This is a genomic window from Microbacterium sp. MMO-10, from assembly GCF_037148715.1.
Taxonomy (GTDB): domain Bacteria; phylum Actinomycetota; class Actinomycetes; order Actinomycetales; family Microbacteriaceae; genus Microbacterium.
The window spans coordinates 407626-425434 of the sequence record NZ_JBBCSV010000003.1 but is presented as its reverse complement, the minus strand read 5'-3'; the positions used below and the strand labels follow the sequence as shown (position 1 = coordinate 425434).

The window sequence follows — 17809 nt, the reverse complement described above, 5'->3', positions numbered from 1 at the left end:
CATGGTCGGATGGAGGCATGATCGACTCCACCGCCCCCACCGCCGCACCACCGGTGCTCTCGCTGCAGGGCCTGCGCAAGCAGTTCGGGCAGAAGGTCGCCGTCGACGACCTCTGGCTCGACGTCCCCGCCGGATCCATGCTGGGGCTGCTCGGCCCGAACGGCGCGGGCAAGACCACGACCCTCGCGATGACCACCGGCCTGCTGCGCCCCGACGCGGGCTCGGCGCAGGTGCTGGGCGCGGATGTCTGGCGGGATCCCGCGGCCGCGAAGGGGCGCATGGGGGTGCTCCCCGACGGCGTGCGGATGCTCGACCGCCTCACCGGCGCCGAGCTGCTGCGCTACACCGGCCTGCTCCGCGGCATGAGCGAGGCGGACGTCACCGCCCGCGCCGGCGAGCTGCTCGCGGCGCTCGGACTCGCCGACGCCGGCACCACCCTCGTGGTCGACTACTCCGCCGGCATGCGCAAGAAGATCGGGCTCGCGTGCGCGCTCATCCACGCTCCCCGGCTGCTGATCCTGGACGAGCCGCTCGAGGCGGTCGACCCGGTCTCGGGCGAGACCATCCGGCAGATCCTGCGCTCGTTCGTGGCCGGAGGCGGCACCGTGGTGCTCTCCAGCCACGTGATGGAGCTGGTGGAGTCGCTGTGCGACCGCGTCGCGATCGTCGCCGAGGGCCGGCTGCTCGCCAACGGCACCCTCGACGAGGTGCGCGCCGGCGAGACCCTGCAGCAGCGCTTCCTCTCCCTGGTCGGCGCACACGAGCTCGGATCGGAGACGCTCGCATGGTTGCGCTCCTCGTAGGACTGCGCTGGCGGCAGCTGGGGCACCAGTTCGGCCGCAACCCGTGGCTGATCGTCTCGGTCATCGTGTCCGCGATGGTGGCGCTGGGGCTGCTCGCCGCCCTCGCGGCCGGGCTGGTGGCCCTGCGCATCGCCGCCCCCGACGCCGCGGTGCGCACGCTCGTGGTCGTGGGATCCGCGATCGTGCTGGTGTGGTGGATCGGATCGATCGTGGTCAGCGCCGACGACACGCTCGCGCCCGAGCGGTTCGCGCTGCTGCCGGTCACGGCGCGCTCCCTGCTGCCGGGGCTCGTGGTCGCCGGGATCACCACGATCGGCGGCATCGGCACGACCCTTGCCCTGCTGCTCATGCTCGTGGGCTGGTCGGTGAGCCCGCTCGCCCTGATCTCCGCCGTGGTGCTGATCCCGGTCGCGCTCGCCACCTGCGTGCTGGGCGCTCGCGTGGTCAGCGGCCTGCTCGCAGGCTGGCTGGCGGGCCGGCGGATGCGGGATCTGGTGGTCACGGTGGCGGTGCTCGTGGTGGCCTGCTCAGGGCTGCTCATCAACGTGATGATCCGCGCGTTCGCCCAGCTCTCCGATCCCTCCGCGCTCCTGCCGGTGATCGCCGACGCCGCGGGGTGGACGCCGCTGGGCGCCGTGTTCGGCGTCTCCGCGGCGCTCGCGGCCGGCGACCTCCCCGGTGCGGGACTGCGCCTGCTGGTCGCGCTGGCGTGCGTGGTCGCGCTGTGGTTCGCCGCGCGCGGACTGCTCGCCGCGCGCCTGGTCGCCCCGGTCCAGAGCCGCGGCGGCGGGCGGGTGCGCTCCGGCGGCCTGCTGGACCGCATCCTGCCGGCGTCCGCCGTGGGCGCGATCGCGGCCCGCACCATGCGCTACGCGCGCCGCGATCCGCGTCAGGTCATCAACACCGTGATGATGCTGCTGCTGCCGGCGCTGCTGATCGGGATGGCGCTCATGAACGGACGGGGCACGGGATCCTTCGCGCTCAGCGACGGAACGATCCTCGTCCCCGCGATCAACGCCCTGCTCATCGGCACGGTCCTGCAGCTGGGGATCGCCTACGACAACGATGCGATCGCCCTGCACATCCACACCGGCGTGCCGGGGAGGGCGGATCGGGCGGGGCGCGTGCTCGGGTTCGGCATCATCGCCGTCCCGATCACCGTCGTGCTGTGCGTGGCGGCGAGCATGCTGGCCGGGCGCATGGATCTCGTGCCGGCGAGCCTCGGCGCCGCCCTCGGGCTGGGTGCCGTCTCGGCCGCCGGCGGCGTCTGGACGGGCGCGTTCCTGCCCGGTCGCGCCCCGGCGCCGGAGGCGAACCCGTTCGGACGCGGGTCCTCGGGCGGCGTGCAGTCGATGCTCGCGATGCTCATCATCGCGCCGCTGAGCCTCATCATCGGCGGCCCGGCGTTCGGGCTCGCGATCGCCGCGATCTGGACGCCCTGGCTCGGCTGGCTGAGCCTCGCCTGCGCGCTGCTGTTCGGCGGGCTGGCGATCTGGGCGGGGACGACCCTGGGCGGCAGGATCCTGGACCGCCGCTGGCCCGAGGTGCTCGCCGAGGTCTCGAGCGAGGGCTGAGCGAGCGTCTCACGGCGGATCCGTGAGACACCGCGTTCCGCTTGAGACATCGCGCCTGTCGCGGTGTCTCAAGCGGGAAGCGGTGTCTCAAGCGGGAAGCGATGTCTCGCGTCGGTCGCCGCCGTGCGCGCTCGCTCAGGCGCCGGCGGCGAGCTCGCGAGCCCGGGCGAGAGCGGCGTCGGTGGCCCGGGCGAACAGCGCGGCGAGGTCGGCCTCCTGCAGCACCGCGACGGCGCGCTCGGTCGTGCCCTTCGGGCTCGTCACGCGGCGGCGCAGCTCGGCGGGATCCTCGCCCGAGGCCTCGAGCAGGGCGGTGGCGCCAATGAACGTCTGCTCGGCCATGAGGCGGGCCTCCGACTCGGCGAAGCCCTTGCCGATCGCGGCCTTCGTGAGCTCCTCGATCAGCAGGAACACATAGGCGGGACCGGATCCGGAGATCGTGGAGAGCGGATCGATCTGCGACTCCTCGACCTCGATCACGGATCCGACGGTCTCGAACAGGCGGCGCACGAGCGCGCGCTCCTCCGGGGTCACGTCGGCGGCCGCAGCGAGGCCGGTGACCGCACGGCCCACGGTGGCGGGGGTGTTCGGCATCGAGCGCAGCACGCTCGTCCCGGCGGGCAGGTGCGCGGCGAAAGTCGCCAGGGTGACACCGGCGGCGATGCTCACCACGATCGCGTCCTCGCGCAGATGCGGGGCGATCTCGTCGAGCAGGTCCGGCACCATCGCGGGCTTCACGCCGACCACGACGATGCGTGCCGAGGCGGCGACCGCGTTGCCGGACGTCTCCTGCTCGAGCGCGATCGAGCGCACGCCCGCGAGCCCGTCGAGCTCGGCCGCGCGCGCCGCGGTGCGATTGGTGGCGGTGATGCCGCCGTCGACGGGGATCCCGCTCGCGACGACGCCGCGCAGGATCGCACCCCCCATCGCTCCGGCACCGAGGAACGCGACAGAGGGGAGCGCTTCGACCATGCCGCCATCCTACGAGGCGGCGGCGCATCGCACGCGGCCGCTTTAGACTCGTGGCATGAGTGCATCCGGTGGCGGCAAGGCGATCCTGGCGGCGTTCCTCGCGAACATGGGCATCGCCCTCGCGAAGCTCATCGCCTGGCTGCTCTCCGGATCCGCGTCGATGCTCGCCGAGGCCATCCACTCGGTCGCCGACTCCGGCAACCAGCTGCTGCTCATGCTCGGCGGGCGCAAGGCCCAGCGACGCGCCGACCGCGAACACCCGTTCGGGTACGGCCGCGAGCGCTACGTCTACGCCTTCGTCGTGTCGATCATCCTGTTCTCGGTCGGCGGTGTCTTCGCGATCTACGAGGGCGTGCAGAAGCTCGTCGAACCTCACGAGATCGACCGCACCTGGTGGTGGCTGCCGCTCGCCGTGCTCATCGTCTCGATCGTGCTCGAGTCGTTCTCCCTGCGCACCGCGATCAAGGAGAGCAACCACGTGCGCCCGGCCGGGCAGTCGTGGATCTCGTTCATCCGTCGCGCGAAGGCGCCCGAGCTGCCCGTCGTGCTGCTCGAGGACACCGGCGCCCTGGCCGGTCTGCTGTTCGCCCTGCTCGGGGTCGGCCTCACGCTCATCACGCACAACCCGGTCTTCGACGCCCTGGGCACCCTGATGATCGGCCTGCTGCTGGTGCTCATCGCGATCGTGCTCGGCGTCGAGACGAAGAGCCTGCTCGTCGGCGAGGGAGCGAACGACGCGGATCACGACCGCATCGTGGACGCGATCCACGCGGGCGACGAGGTCGAGAAGCTCATCCACATCAAGACCCTCTACCTCGGCCCCGACGAACTGCTCGTCGCCGCCAAGATCGCGCTCACCTCGGACAAGACCGTCCGCGCCGCGGCCGATGACATCGACGCGATCGAGAGCCGCATCCGCGCGGCCGTGCCCGCGGCACGGGTCATCTACCTCGAGCCGGACATCTACCGGCCTGCGCTGGATCCCTCGCCCTCCACCGACGCCTTCGTGCTGCGCTCGGCGGACTGACCGCGCGGATCCACCATGGTCGACCCGCTCGCCGAGGCGCTGGCCGACCCGTCGCTGTCGGCCGATGCGCGGCAGAAGCTGCAGCACGTCCGGGACGTCCTGCAGGCGGATCCGCAGGCCCGGCTGATCTCGCTGTTCTTCGAGGGCGAGGAGCCGCGCGCCGCCGTCGCGTTCGGCGACCTCGGTGCGTCCGATCTCATCGCCGTCGTGCTGCACGGCATCGACACCGACCTCGCCGCGTTCCCCGCGTGGGCGGAGATCACGCAGGCGCTCTGCGCCGACACGATCCGTGCGAGCCTGCTGCGCGGCGGATCGGGGCGGATCGCGACCGTCGCCTGGTTCGGCTACGACTCCGGCACGCACCTGTCCGCCCTGGCGACGAGGCACGCCACCGTGGGCGCCGCGCGCCTGGCGGGCGATCTCGTGCACCTGCACCATGAGCATCCGGCCGCCCGGATCGCGGTGCTCGCGTACTCCTACTCGTCGACGCTGTTCGGCGAGCTCGTCCTGCTGGACGGGGCGGGACCCGTGTCGATGGCGTTCTCGATCGCCTCGGCGGGGATGACGCGGATGGCCGCCGACGCCGTGGCCGACGCCGTGTCGGCGCGGTCGTTCTCGTTCTACGCGACCGAGGCCTCGAGCGACGCCACCGCTCCCCTAGGCCGGCTCGGGGCGCACCCGGTCGACCCGCGGGACATCGAGGGCGCGATCGTGTACTCGTCGGACGGCGGCCCGATCCCCGGAGCCGGCGACGAGACCGGCGAGGCGACCGAGGGCCATGCCTCCCGCACGGAGGTCGACGAGCGCGGCGTGCGGCACCGCGGCTACTTCGACCGTCGCGCCCAGGCCTACCTCTTCGCGGTGGAGCGCCTCGCGCGCCTCGCGGCCCGGCCCCGGGGTCGCTGAGCCCGCAGAACCCCTACCGGGGTCGTTGAGCGAGCACGCGAAGCGAGCGAGACGAAACGCGGCGATCCGCGAGAATCGCGAGAACCGCGTTTCTCTCGGTCGGCTCCGCCGTCGTCGCTCGACGACCCCGAAAAGCGCCCGCTCCGCTCGCTTCAGCGCCGCTCGGCGAAGAACGCGCGCAGCTGATCGGCGGCCTCGGCTTCGCGGACCCCGCCGACGACCTCGGCGCGGTACGGCAGCCGACGGTCGCGCAGCACGTCGTACAGCGAACCCGCGGCACCCGCCTTGTCGTCCCAGGCGCCGAACACGACCCGACCGATCCGGGACTGCAGGATGGCGCCGGCGCACATCACGCACGGCTCCATCGTGACGACCAGCGTGCAGCCGGCGAGGTTCCAGGATCCGCCGGCCGCTGCCGCGGCCCGCAGGGCGACGATCTCGGCATGACCGGTGGGATCGGCCGTCTCCTCCCGGTCGTTGCGGCCCTCACCGAGGATCCGCCCCTCTCCGTCCAGGACGACGGCGCCGACCGGGATCTCCCCCGCCGCGGCGGCCTCGGCCGCGAGCACGAGCGCACGGTCCATCGCCGTCGCCTCCGCCGCCCGCGGATCCGGATCTGCCATGCGCCCAGCCTAGGGCTCGGTCCGGGCGCATCACTCCGCCGGTCGGGGCGGGCCGGCCCTGCCGATCGACGGAACCGGAAACGCCAGTACCCTGTAATCATGCGCGTTCACGTGGCCGACCACCCCCTGATCACCCACAAGCTGTCGGTGCTGCGCGACGCGCGCACCCCGTCGCCGGTGTTCCGCCAGCTCACCGAGGAGCTCGTGACGCTGCTCGCCTACGAGGCGACGCGCAACGTGCGGGTGAGCCCGATCGAGATCACCACCCCGGTCACGACGACGATGGGCGTGAAGATCTCGGAGCCGCGGCCGATCGTCGTGCCGATCCTGCGCGCCGGACTCGGCATGCTCGAAGGCCTGGTCAAGCTGCTCCCGACCGCCGAGGTCGGCTTCCTCGGCATGGTCCGCGACGAGGAGACCTTCGAGCCGACGACCTATGCCGAGCGGCTGCCCGATGACCTCAGCGGACGCCAGTGCTTCGCGATCGACCCGATGCTCGCGACCGGCGGATCGCTCGCCGCCGCGATCCAGTTCCTCTTCGACCGCGGCGCCGACGACGTCACGGCGATCTGCCTGCTGGGCACGCCGGAGGGCGTCGCCGCGATCGAGAGCCTCGTGGGTGACCGCAACGTCACGCTCGTGCTGGGCGCCCTCGACGAGCGCCTCAACGAGAAGGGCTACATCGTGCCCGGCCTCGGCGACGCCGGCGACCGCCTGTACGGCACGGTCTGAGTCCCGCCGTCATACCGTCAGCACGTAGGAGCGGTCCTCGCCGTAAGGGACGAACCCGCAGCGCGCCAGGATCGGAGCCGAGGTCGCGACCCGCCCCTTGACGAGCGCGGTGGTCGCACCGAGTTCCGCACCGAGGCGCAGCCGTTCGGCGAGCACGGCGCGATACGCGCCCCGGCCGCGGAAGCCGGGCAGCGTCGCCGCACCCCAGAGCCGCAGGAAGCCGTCGGCGATCGTGCAGCCGGCGGTGCCGGCCGGGCGGCCGTCGATGCGGGCCAGCACCCTGGCGCCGGTCCCGGTCGCGAGCTCCGCCGTCACCTCGTCGAGCTGCTCGGCGAGCCCCTGTTCGTCCAGGGGGAGCTGGTCCCACACCGGGACGCTCACCTCATCCACGTCACGCACGTCTGCGAGAGTCCGCACGATCACGGTGTCGATGTCGTCGGGCACCGGGATCGGCTCTCCCGGGATCGGGCGGGCGAACACGGTCACCGTGTCGTCGTGCACGGCGCCGCGTCGGCGCAGCTCGTCCTCCAGGTCGGGACTGTCGGCCGCGTTCGTCCAGAACACGACCCGTCCCTCCCCCCAGGCGCGCGTGCGCGCGACCGCGAGATCCAGCACCTCAGCCGGGTCCAGGGCCGACGCGACCTGCGATCCGCGGACGCCGCCGCCGAACCGCGACGGGTAGCGGACCAGCTGCAGCTCGGACCTCTCCTGCTCGCTGTCGCGCGGGAACCAGACCCAGGCCGCGGATGCGCGGGCGATCTCGGCCTCAGAGTGCACCGGCTGATCCCTGCGCTCCGGTCGTGACGAGGCCGCCCACGGCAGCCCCGGCCTCGTCGGCCGCGGGATGCTCCTCCCGATCCGCCCCGACGAGGTGAGCGAACGCGCTCAGGCGCGCCACGCCCTCCGGGGTCCACGGCAGGTCGTCCAGCAGGGCGGGCGAGTGCACCAGGAAGGCGGCCACCATCGCTCGCGAGATCGCCACGTTGAGCCGGTTCTGCAGCAGCAGGAACTCCGGTCCGCGCGGGGCGTCGCGGCCGCTCGATGCCGCGAGCGAGGTGATCGAGACCACGGCCTCCCGGCCCTGGAAGTTGTCGACCGTGCCCACGGCCACATCCGGGAATCCCGCGGCCGCGAGCTCATCGAGGATGAGCTGCTTCTGGGCGTTGTACGGCGCGACGACGATGATGTCCGTCTCCTCGAGGGGCCGGGGAGCCGCGGCCACCATCCCGTCGACGTAGGCGCGTCCGACCAGCTCGCCGACGATGCGCACCACCTCGGCCGCCTCTTCGGGCGACTGCGTGGCGTTGCCGCGGTGCCGGATCGGCCGCACGTGCAGCCCGGGCTCCAGCCCCTCGACCGTGCGCAGCTCGGCACCCGGCGCGGAGGCGAGCGCCCCCGCGTAGGAGAGGTGCGACACGGGATCCGCCACGGCGGGGTGCATGCGCCAGGACCGCGCGAGGAAGGATCCGTGCGCCGGGTCGATGACGGCCCGATCGTGCATGACCCACCCCAGGGCCGAGGTGTCCACCGGCTCGGGGTGCGTGCCCTGGCTCACCTGCGGGAGCTGCTGCGGATCGCCGAGCAGGAGGAGGCGCTGCGCGGACGCGGCCACGGCGATCGTCGAGGCGAGGGAGAACTGGCCCGCTTCGTCGACGACGAGCAGATCCAGCTCCCCGCGCTGCACACGCCGGGTGTTAGAGAAGTCCCAGGCGGTCCCGCCCACGACGCAGCCGAGTCCGGCGGCGTGCTGCTCGGCGAGATACCCCGCCATCCCGTCCTTGCGGATCGGCGTGAACACGGGATCCGCCTCCGGATCCTTCGGCGCCTTGGCGACCTGCGCCGGCGCGACCCCCGCGGCGACGACCCGGTCGAGCAGGTGCTCCACGATCGCATGCGACTGGGCGACCACGCCGATCCGGTAGCCGTGCTCGTTCACGAGCCGGGCGATCACCCGCGCCGCCGTGAAGGTCTTGCCCGTCCCCGGAGGGCCCTGCACGGCCAGGTAGCTGCGATCGAGGTCGAGCACCCCCCGCACGATCACGTCGGCGGCCTCCCGGCGCGGTTCCCCCGTCTCGGCGGCATCGCCGTCCATCGCGGGGATCGGCGCCCCCGACGCCGTGCGCGGCACCGCTCGCAGCAGGACGTCCGTCGCCGCGTCGTGCGGGAACGCGGGCGCGGCGTCGAGCACGGCCGCCGCCCACTCCTCGATCGTCGCCTGCAGCGAGTTCACGCGGGGCGGGGCGGCGGGCGTGAGCGCGAGCGGCAGCTCGTTCCACGTCTGCCCGCCGATCGAGCGCTCGCGGATCCGGTATCCGTCGTCGCGCACCTCGACGATCTCGACCTCGTGCGGAACGTGGATCACGCGCGAGGGGAACTCTCCGAAGAACGGCGGCGGCGACGCGTACAGCGCGAACGGACTGCCGCCGACGCCGAGCGTGCTGCCGGGGGCGAGCTCGCCGTGCAGGTCGATGAGACGGGTGACCGCACGGGCGCCCTCCTCCTGTCCCCAGTCCTGCACGACGGCCGAACGCCCCGGATCCACCCGCAGCACGTCGCGCGTGGACTCCCACAGGGTCACCGGCTCGCGCAGACGCTGGAAGTGCGAGATCCAGAAGCTCTTCGCCTCCCGGGGGAAGTAGTCGATCGCGGCGGCCGCGACCCGGTGCGGCTGCCCGGCCTGCTCGAGCTCGGTGCCGGTCAGCCCCGCCTCTCGCGCGGCCTCCTGCACGCGGTGCCCCTCGGCCTGCAGCGCGAGCGAGAGCGGTGCGGGCTCGTAGGCGCGCGTCTCGGGCTCATCGGGAGGGGCGGGCAGCACCCCGGCCTCCCGGGCGAGCCCCACGAGCCAATTGCGCAGCCGCCGGGTCGAGACGCAGTCGTAGCGGTTGTAGTCGGCCAGGTCCGCGAGGATCGCGTCGGCCTCGGCCGTGCGGCCGGCGGCGGCGAGCCCCCGCGCCTGCACGTACTGCACGATCGAGTCGTCGCCCTTCTGCACGTCGCTGGTGCGCACCTCCTCGCCCATGTACAGCGGCTCGAGCTTCTTGATCGAGTACGACCGGGATCCGATCCGCACCGTGCGCAGCACCAGCGGATACAGATCGACGAAGACGCCCTCGCGCAGCAGACGGTCCACGTCGGCCTCGCCGACCCCGTACCGCTCCGCCATGTTCTGCAGATGGGACGTCTCGTAGGGCGCGTAGTGGTAGATGTGCATGTCGGGATGCGCCGCCCGGCGCACGGCCACGAAGTCGAGGAAGTCGAGCAGCGCCTGCTTCTCCGCCGCGAAGTCGTGCGCCCACAGCGCGGAGTACTGCTCCGCGTCGTCGACCCAGCCGAAGAGGTAGTCCAGCCCCCAGCGCCCGTCGGCCGCATGCCCTCCGCGGCCCGGTTCGGTGTAGAGCGGGTCGCCCTCGAAGTCGAAGAACAGGTCGCCCCGGCTGGGGCGCGGCATCATGCCGATCGCCGCCGCGGAGACGACCTCGAACGGCGGCACGGGGTGCGCGTCCTCCGTTCCCGGCTGCGCGGCGGCGCTCTCGGCGGCCATCGCCGCGAGCTGCAGCCGGGCCTGGGCGCGCAACGCCTCGAACGTCTCGGAGCTCATCCCGTCGGGCGCGGATCCGGCCGCGGCGAGGTCGTCGATCGTCGCGATGCCCGCGGCGCGGAGGCGAGCGCGCTGCACCGGCCGCATGCGGGCGACGAGCAGCAGATCCCGATGCGCGACGACCTCGATCTCGCACGTCGCGCAGCGCCCGCAGGCCACGACCTGCAGGTCGCCACGGTCATCGCCCCAGGCGAGCGGCGCGCCGGCGGCGCCCTGCTCGATGCCGCGGTCCGCGATGAGGGCCCGGAGCCGGGCCCGGCGCACGTGGAACAGCGGCAGCACGTCGCGCACGGCGTGCGTCGAGATGCGGTGATCGCCGAGGATCAGATCGACCTCGTCCGACCGCGGGATGCCCAGCCGGTCGAGCTGGTCGACATAGGCCGCCAGCTGCATGAGCGCCGTGGCGCGGGCGGTGCGGGCGAGCTTGGAGTCCTGCACGCGCCAGCGCCCGTCGGGGTCGCGGAGGAGGAAGTCGGCGAATCCCACGAACTCGGGCGTGGAGAAGGCGGCCTGATAGATCACCGTCGCCTCCGACCGCAACGCGCCGATCGTGTCGGCGACGACGCCGGCGAGCCCCTCCGCATCGGTCGAAGACACCTTGGGCAGCTCGACCACGCCGGGTCCGCCGTCGACCGACCTCCCGTACCGGGCCACGTCGTCGTCCAGCACCACGAGCTCGTGCGCATCCCCCAGGGCGGCGGCCCGGGCGAGGGTCGCATCCTCCGGATCCTCGACGGCGTCGATGCGCCCGAGCTTCGCATCCAGCGACCGGGCCCAGGCGAACTCGCACTCCGCCGCGAGCTTCAGATCCGTGGCACTCCAGATCACGCGCTTCCGGTCGGATCCGGAGGGGGTGATCACGCGCACGAGGGCTCCTGTCTTCGGGTGGCGGCCGATCAGGCCGTCGCTTCGACCCTAGACGGGGCCGCGGACATCACCCGATCAGGTTCCCGTCGGCGCGACGGAGGACCACGGCCCGGCTCAGCGCCACCAGGTGTCGTCGGGGGTGACCGGCTGACGGCGCTTGTGCGAGGTCGCGAGGTAGCGCGCCTCGATGCGCTGCGCCACGTCGGCGGCGACCTCTCGCCCCTCCAGGAAGTCGTCGATCTGCTCGTAGGTCAGTCCCAGCTCGTCCTCGTCGGCGCGGCCCGGCGTCCCGTCGAGGAGGTCGGCGGTGGGCACCTTGTAGGCCAGGCGGTCCGGGGCGCCGAGCGCGAGCAGCAGGGCCCTGCCCTGCCTCTTGGTCAGTCCGGCGAGCGGCGTGAGGTCGCATGCGCCGTCGCCGAACTTCGTGAAGAACCCGGTCACCGCCTCGGCGGCGTGGTCCGTGCCGATCACGAGCAGGCCGCGCTGCCCGGCGATCGCGTACTGGGTGACCATCCGCAGGCGCGCCTTGATGTTGCCGCGGTGGAAGTCGGCGACGTCCTCCAGGCCGGCCGCCTCGAGGTCGTTCTCCAGACCGTCGACGCCGTGCTCGATGTTGACCTCGACCCCCTCGTCGGCGGCGATGAACGCCATCGCCGCGGTCGCGTCGTCGGCGTCGTGCTGCACCCGGTAGGGAAGGCGCACCGCGATGAACGTCGCCTCGCCCCCTTCGGCGCGCACCCTCTCGACGGCGAGCTGCGCGAGCCGGCCGGCGAGCGTCGAGTCCTGCCCGCCCGAGATCCCCAGCACGTACCCCTTGGCGCCGGTGTGCCGGAGGTAGTCGACGAGGAAGCCGATCCGGCGATCGATCTCCGCCGCGGGGTCGACGTCGGGGCGCACCCCGAGGTCTGTGGCGATGTCCTGCTGCAGGGTCATGCTGCTCCTTCGGTCGTGGGATCCAGTATCCAACGGCCACGTTTCCTGCGTGTGAACGCCGCCGCCCGCCTGTGCCGCGCCTGCGAGGATGGAGGCATGAGACTCCTCGTCGCCGCCCTCGCGTCCGAACTGCAGGCCTTCCCCGAGTCGCTGGAGGGCTTCGAGCGCCTCGTCACGGGCCCGGGCAAGCTCAAGGCCGCCTACGGCCTCACGCGTGCGCTGGATGCGGCCGGGTACGAGGAGATCGTCGTCGTCGGCACCGCCGGCGGCGTGGATCCGGAGCTTCCCGGAGGCGTCTACGAGATCACCGCGGCGATCCAGCACGACGTCCAGGATCTGGACGGGGTCGTCGGGCAGCACGTCTCCCTGCCGCCGCGCGTCGCGACAGGGCGCGACGGGCTGATCATCGCGACCGGCGACAGCTTCGTCGACGACGTCGCGGTCGTCGAGCGGATCCGGGGCCTCGGCGGCGTGCTCGTGGACATGGAGACCTACGCCTACGTCTGGGTCGCCGACCAGTTCGGCGTTCCGATCCGCGTGCTGCGCGCGATCTCCGACACCGCCCAGGATGGCGCGACCACCGTCTGGGACGAGACCGTCGCCGCCTGCAGCGTGCAGCTGCGCGACCGGATCCGGGACGAGTACGGGGTCTGAACCCGGCGCTCCTCGCGGCCGAGCACCCCATGGACATTTCAGTTAACGCTCGCTAATCTGAATCACGTCCCGTCGTCGCCCAATGGAGGGTGCTGTGTCCGATTCATCCGCGCCGAGCGCCCCGGCTCCGACCTACCGGGAGCTCGTCGACGAACTGCGCGCGCGTCGCGCCGAGGCCGCCCTCGGCGGACCGGAGAAGTCCCGGATCCGGCACACCGAGCGCGGCAAGCTGCTCGCCCGGGACCGGGTGGACCACCTCCTCGACACCGGCAGCCCGTTCCTGGAGGTCGCGCCCCTCGCGGGCTACGGGCTCTACGGCGGCGACGCCCCGTCCGGCGGCGTGATCGCGGGGATCGGGCTGATCCACGGCCGGCACGTCATGGTCGTCGCGAACGACGCCACGGTCAAGGGCGGCACCTATTACCCGATCACGGTCAAGAAGCACCTGCGCGCGCAGGAGATCGCCGCGGAGAACCGGCTCCCCTGCGTGTACCTCGTCGACTCGGGCGGCGCGTTCCTGCCGATGCAGGACGAGGTGTTCCCCGATCGCGACCACTTCGGCCGCATCTTCTACAACCAGGCCAGGATGTCCCGCGACGGCATCCCGCAGATCTCCGCGGTGATGGGCTCGTCGACCGCCGGCGGCGCCTACGTGCCGGCGATGAGCGATGAGACGGTGATCGTGCGGAACCAGGGCACGATCTTCCTCGGCGGACCGCCGCTCGTGAAGGCGGCGACGGGCGAGGTCGTCTCCGCGGAGGATCTCGGGGGCGGCGAGGTGCACACCCGGATCTCCGGCGTCGCCGACCATCTCGCCGAGGACGACGAGGACGCGCTGCGCATCGTCCGCGACATCGTCGCCACCCTGCCGCCGTCGCCGGCGCCCGCGGATCCCGAGGCCTGGCCTTGGGGTGCTCGCGAAGGGCTCGAAGGGCCGTCCGCCGCGATCGCGGATCCGCCCCCGGTCGACCTGCTCGACGTCGTCCCGGTCGAGCTCACCGTCCCCTACGACGCCCGCGCGATCATCCGCGGCATCGTCGACGGCGGCGAGTTCACCGAGTTCAAGCCCGAGTACGGCACGACGCTGGTGACCGCGTTCGCGCGGATCCACGGGCACCGCGTCGGGATCATCGCGAACAACGGCGTGCTGTTCGGGGAGTCGGCGCTCAAGGGCGCGCACTTCATCCAGCTCTGCGAGCAGCGCCGCACCCCGCTGATCTTTCTGCAGAACATCACCGGGTTCATGGTGGGCCGGGAGTACGAGGCGAACGGCATCGCGAAGCACGGCGCGAAGATGGTCAACGCGGTCGCGACGGCCTCGGTGCCGAAGCTCACGGTCGTCGTCGGCGGATCCTTCGGCGCCGGCACCTACTCGATGTGCGGACGGGCGTACTCCCCCCGCTTCCTCTGGCTCTGGCCGGGCGCGCGCGTCTCGGTGATGGGCGGACCGCAGGCCGCATCGGTGCTGTCGACCGTGCGCCGCGATCAGATCGAGGCCGCGGGCGGATCCTGGTCGGCCGCGGAGGAGGCGGAGTTCCAGGCCCCGATCCGCGCCGCCTACGAGGAGCAGGGCAGCCCGTACTACTCCACCGCCCGGCTCTGGGACGACGGGATCATCGAGCCCGGTCAGACCCGCGACGTGCTGGGCCTCGCGCTCGACGTCGTGACGCGGGCGCCCTCGACCGAGGCGCCCGGCTACGGAATCTTCCGGATGTGAGTGAGATGCGCCGCACTGAGCCTGTCGGAGTGTTCGACACCGTCCTCATCGCCAACCGCGGCGAGATCGCCTGCCGGGTCATCGCGACGCTGCGCCGGCTCGGCATCCGCTCGGTCGCCGTGTACAGCGACGCCGACGCCGGATCCCGCCACGTCGCGCTCGCGGACGTCGCGGTGCGGATCGGCCCGGCCCCCGCGGCGCAGAGCTACCTGTCGATCGACGCCGTGATCGCCGCCGCCCGGTCCACCGGAGCCCAGGCGATCCACCCCGGGTACGGCTTCCTCGCCGAGAACGCGGCGTTCGCCGAGGCGTGCGACGCGGCGGGGATCGTGTTCATCGGCCCAACCGCGGAGGCGATCCGCACGATGGGCGACAAGATCACGGCAAAACTCGCCGTGGCCGAGCGCGACGTCCCGACGGTGCCCGGGATCGCCCGGCCGGGCCTCACCGACGCCGACCTCATCGAAGCGGCCGCGGGGATCGGCTACCCGCTGCTCATCAAGCCCTCGGCAGGCGGCGGCGGCAAGGGCATGCACGTGGTCGCCGACGCGGCGCACCTCGCCGACGCGATCGCCGCGGCCCGCCGCGAGGCCGCCGCGAGCTTCGGCGACGACGCGCTGTTCCTGGAGCGCTACCTCAGCACGCCGCGGCACATCGAGGTCCAGGTCCTCGCCGATGCGCACGGGAGCGTGGTGCACCTCGGCGAGCGCGAGTGTTCGCTGCAGCGGCGGCACCAGAAGGTCATCGAGGAGGCGCCCTCTCCCCTGCTCGACGCGGCCACCCGGGCCGCGATCGGCGCCGCCGCGTGCGAGACCGCGCGCAGCGTCGACTACCGGGGCGCCGGCACGGTCGAGTTCATCGTCGAGGCGACCCGGCCGGACGAGTTCTTCTTCATGGAGATGAACACGCGCCTGCAGGTCGAGCACCCGGTGACCGAGCAGGTCACCGGACTCGATCTCGTCGAGCAGCAGCTGCTCATCGCGGCCGGCGAGCGGCTCGCCTTCGCGCAGGACGACGTCGTGCTGCGCGGGCATTCGATCGAGGCGCGGGTGTACGCGGAGGATCCGGCCGCCGGGTTCCTGCCGACCGGCGGGCGCGTCACACGCGTGATCCATCCCGCCGGGGAGGGGATCCGCGTCGACACGGCGATCGAGGACGGCCTGGACGTCTCGATCGACTACGACCCGATGCTCGCGAAGATCATCGCGACGGGCGCCGACCGCGACGAGGCGCGGCGGCGGCTCGTGCGCGCGCTCGACGAGACCGCGGTCTTCGGCTTCCCCACGAACGTCGAGTTCGTGCGGGCACTGCTGGAGCTGCCCGAGGTCGCCGCCGGCGAGCTCGACACCGGCCTGATCGCACGGCGGTTCGACGACCTCGCCTTCGCGACGGCGGACGAGCGGGTGCTCGCGGAGGCGGCGCTGCTCCTGGACGGATCCCCCGGGACCGGCACCGGCCACGTCCCGAGCGGCCCCTGGGCGCGCCGCGACGGCTGGCGGCTCGGGCCGCCCGCCCCCCGGCGCTACGCCCTGGTCTGCGGCGAGCGCCGCGCCGAGGTGCTCGTGACCGGATCCGGGTCCTCCCTCGCGGTCGCCGTCGACGCATCCGCCCCGGTCCCCGCCGCGATCCGCGATGCGGGCGACCTGCGCCGCACGATCACGATCGACGGCGTGACGCGCACGGTCGCGGCGCTCCGGGCCGGCGCCGGCCGGGTCGCGGTCGCGCACGCGGGCGCCGTCTTCGACGTCGCGATCGAGCGGGCCGCACGCGGCGGGGCCGCCGAGGCGGCGAGCGTGCCGCATCTCGACTCGCCGATGCCGGGCACGGTGGTGCTCGTGCACGTCGAGGACGGGGCGCACGTCGAGGAGGGGGATCCGGTGCTCGTGGTCGAGGCCATGAAGATGGAGCACGTGCTGCGCGCCGGGGTCGCCGGCACCGTCGCGCTGCACGCCGCGCAGGGCGACACCGTGGCGCGCGGGCAGACGCTCGCCGTGATCGAGCCGGCCCGTCCGGCCGGCGAGCCCGGCGAGGCACAGGGAGCGGAAGGAGCGGGGACGTGACCGAGAAGCGCATCGAACAGCGCGGGCTGTACTTCGAGGAGTTCGAGGAGGATGCGGTCTACCTGCACCGCCCCGGCCGTACCGTCACCGAGGCCGACAACGTCCTCTTCACCACGCTGACCATGAACACCCAGGCGCTGCACCTGGATGCGGCGTGGAGCGCGGGCACCGAGTTCGGCGAGCGCCTCGTGAACAGCATGTTCACGCTCTCCACGCTGGTCGGGCTCTCGGTCGCGCAGCTCACGATGGGAACGATCGTGGCGAACCTCGGCTTCTCGGAGGTCTCGTTCCCCGCCCCGGTGCGCGTCGGCGACACGCTCTACGCCGAGACGCGCATCGTCTCGAAGCGGCTCTCGTCGTCGCGCCCCGGACAGGGGATCGTCGAGTTCGCGCACACCATGCGCAATCAGGACGGCACGGTCGTCGCGCTCGCGACCCGTTCCACGCTCATGCGGTGCCTGCCGACGGATCCCGCCTGATGTCCGGGATCCTGCACGGCCCCGCCCTGCTGTTCTGCCCGGCGGACCGCGACGACCGCTACGAGAAGGCGCTCGCGGCGGCCGACACCGTGATCCTCGATCTCGAGGACGCGGTCGCCCCCGCCGACAAGCCCGCCGCCCGCGAGCGCGTCGCCGCCTCGGCGCTGGATCCGGAGCGCACGATCGTCCGGGTGAACCCGGCGGGAACGGCGGATCACGCGCTCGACCTGGCCGCCCTCGCCAGCACCGGCTATCGCACCGCGATGCTCGCCAAGGCCGAGTCCGCCGCCGACCTCGACGCTCTGCACGCCGCGGGCCACCGGGTCCTGGCCCTGTGCGAGACCGCACGCGGGGTGGTCCACGCCGAGGAGATCGCCGCGCACCCGGCCGCGATCGGGCTGATGTGGGGTGCGGAGGACCTCATCGCGAGCATGTCCGGCCGATCCAGCCGGTTCGGTCAGGGCGAACGGGATCCCGGCGGCTACCGCGACGTCGCCCGGCACGCCCGCTCCCGCGTGCTGCTCGCGGCGAAGGCGGCGGGGCGTGCCGCGGTCGACTCCGTCCACCTCGACATCGCCGACGTCGAGGGGCTCCGCGCCGAGGCGCTCGACGCCGCCGCGAGCGGCTTCGACGCGACGGCCTGCATCCACCCCGGCCAGGCGACGGTGATCCGCGCGGCCTACGCGCCCACCCCCGCGGAGACGGACTGGGCCGAGCGCGTCCTCGCCGAGGCCGCGCTGCGGCCCGGGGTGTTCCGCTTCGACGGGCACATGGTCGACGAGCCGGTGCTCCGCCAGGCCAGGGCGATCCTCGGCCGGTAGGACGTCCGGACGGACGTCCGGACGGACGTCCCCCGGAGCGCAG

At 72.9% G+C, this 17809-nt stretch carries 15 protein-coding genes; 10 read left to right on the top strand and 5 right to left on the bottom strand.

Annotated elements, in window-relative coordinates; translation table 11 throughout:
- Window positions 1–17: 17 nt before the first annotated feature.
- Together WFJ17_RS10810 and WFJ17_RS10805 are read left to right on the top strand one after the other, a co-directional pair.
- On the top strand, window positions 18–803 hold the full coding sequence (locus WFJ17_RS10810) for an ABC transporter ATP-binding protein (protein ID WP_251438860.1): 786 nt from the start codon (window positions 18–20) through the stop codon (window positions 801–803).
- Window positions 785–2377, top strand: coding sequence for a hypothetical protein (locus WFJ17_RS10805; RefSeq protein ID WP_336648418.1), 1593 nt, complete (start codon window positions 785–787; stop codon window positions 2375–2377). The genes WFJ17_RS10810 and WFJ17_RS10805 overlap by 19 nt, the downstream gene beginning before the upstream one ends.
- Before the next feature lie 135 nt (window positions 2378–2512).
- Here WFJ17_RS10805 and proC read toward each other — a convergent pair whose 3' ends face one another.
- The gene (gene proC / locus WFJ17_RS10800) at window positions 2513–3349 is read right to left on the bottom strand and encodes a pyrroline-5-carboxylate reductase (RefSeq protein WP_336648417.1); all 837 of its coding nucleotides are present in this window, start codon (window positions 3347–3349) and stop codon (window positions 2513–2515) included.
- A gap of 55 nt (window positions 3350–3404) precedes the next feature.
- Here proC and WFJ17_RS10795 point away from each other — a divergent pair, with 55 nt between their 5' ends.
- Together WFJ17_RS10795 and WFJ17_RS10790 are read left to right on the top strand one after the other, a co-directional pair.
- Entirely contained in the window at window positions 3405–4376 is a 972-nt protein-coding gene (locus tag WFJ17_RS10795) for a cation diffusion facilitator family transporter (protein ID WP_336648416.1), read from the top strand.
- A gap of 15 nt (window positions 4377–4391) precedes the next feature.
- Entirely contained in the window at window positions 4392–5282 is an 891-nt protein-coding gene (locus WFJ17_RS10790; RefSeq protein WP_336648415.1) for an alpha/beta hydrolase, read from the top strand.
- Between the two features lie 152 nt (window positions 5283–5434).
- On the opposite strand, the gene WFJ17_RS10785 is transcribed toward WFJ17_RS10790, so the two are convergent.
- Window positions 5435–5905, bottom strand: coding sequence for a nucleoside deaminase (locus WFJ17_RS10785; RefSeq protein ID WP_251438865.1), 471 nt, complete (start codon window positions 5903–5905; stop codon window positions 5435–5437).
- Window positions 5906–6004: 99 nt separating this feature from the next.
- On the opposite strand from WFJ17_RS10785, the gene upp reads away from it, so the two are divergent.
- On the top strand, window positions 6005–6637 hold the full coding sequence (gene upp, locus WFJ17_RS10780; protein WP_233310171.1) for a uracil phosphoribosyltransferase: 633 nt from the start codon (window positions 6005–6007) through the stop codon (window positions 6635–6637).
- A gap of 9 nt (window positions 6638–6646) precedes the next feature.
- On the opposite strand, the gene WFJ17_RS10775 is transcribed toward upp, so the two are convergent.
- From WFJ17_RS10775 to nadE, 3 genes are all read right to left on the bottom strand, one after another.
- A complete protein-coding gene (locus WFJ17_RS10775; RefSeq protein WP_251438866.1) occupies window positions 6647–7414 on the bottom strand; it encodes a GNAT family N-acetyltransferase in 768 nt (255 codons plus the stop codon).
- Window positions 7404–11102 (bottom strand): TM0106 family RecB-like putative nuclease, encoded by a 3699-nt coding sequence (locus tag WFJ17_RS10770; protein ID WP_336648414.1) that lies wholly within the window; start codon window positions 11100–11102, stop codon window positions 7404–7406. Before WFJ17_RS10770 ends, WFJ17_RS10775 begins: the two co-directional genes overlap by 11 nt.
- A 114-nt stretch (window positions 11103–11216) precedes the next feature.
- Complete coding sequence (nadE, locus tag WFJ17_RS10765; protein WP_336648413.1) at window positions 11217–12035, bottom strand: ammonia-dependent NAD(+) synthetase; 819 nt, start codon at window positions 12033–12035, stop codon at window positions 11217–11219.
- A gap of 96 nt (window positions 12036–12131) precedes the next feature.
- Here nadE and WFJ17_RS10760 point away from each other — a divergent pair, with 96 nt between their 5' ends.
- From WFJ17_RS10760 to WFJ17_RS10740, 5 genes are all read left to right on the top strand, one after another.
- Window positions 12132–12689, top strand: a complete 558-nt coding sequence (locus WFJ17_RS10760) for a phosphorylase family protein (RefSeq protein WP_251438874.1) — start codon at window positions 12132–12134, stop codon at window positions 12687–12689.
- An 82-nt stretch (window positions 12690–12771) separates the two neighbouring features.
- Window positions 12772–14406 (top strand): carboxyl transferase domain-containing protein, encoded by a 1635-nt coding sequence (locus WFJ17_RS10755; protein ID WP_442927978.1) that lies wholly within the window; start codon window positions 12772–12774, stop codon window positions 14404–14406.
- A 5-nt stretch (window positions 14407–14411) separates the two neighbouring features.
- On the top strand, window positions 14412–16466 hold the full coding sequence (locus tag WFJ17_RS10750) for an ATP-binding protein (RefSeq protein WP_336648411.1): 2055 nt from the start codon (window positions 14412–14414) through the stop codon (window positions 16464–16466).
- On the top strand, window positions 16463–16945 hold the full coding sequence (locus WFJ17_RS10745; RefSeq protein ID WP_292885471.1) for a MaoC family dehydratase: 483 nt from the start codon (window positions 16463–16465) through the stop codon (window positions 16943–16945). The genes WFJ17_RS10750 and WFJ17_RS10745 overlap by 4 nt, the downstream gene beginning before the upstream one ends.
- The gene (locus WFJ17_RS10740) at window positions 16945–17766 is read left to right on the top strand and encodes an HpcH/HpaI aldolase/citrate lyase family protein (RefSeq protein WP_336648606.1); all 822 of its coding nucleotides are present in this window, start codon (window positions 16945–16947) and stop codon (window positions 17764–17766) included. The genes WFJ17_RS10745 and WFJ17_RS10740 overlap by 1 nt, the downstream gene beginning before the upstream one ends.
- Window positions 17767–17809: the final 43 nt, after the last annotated feature.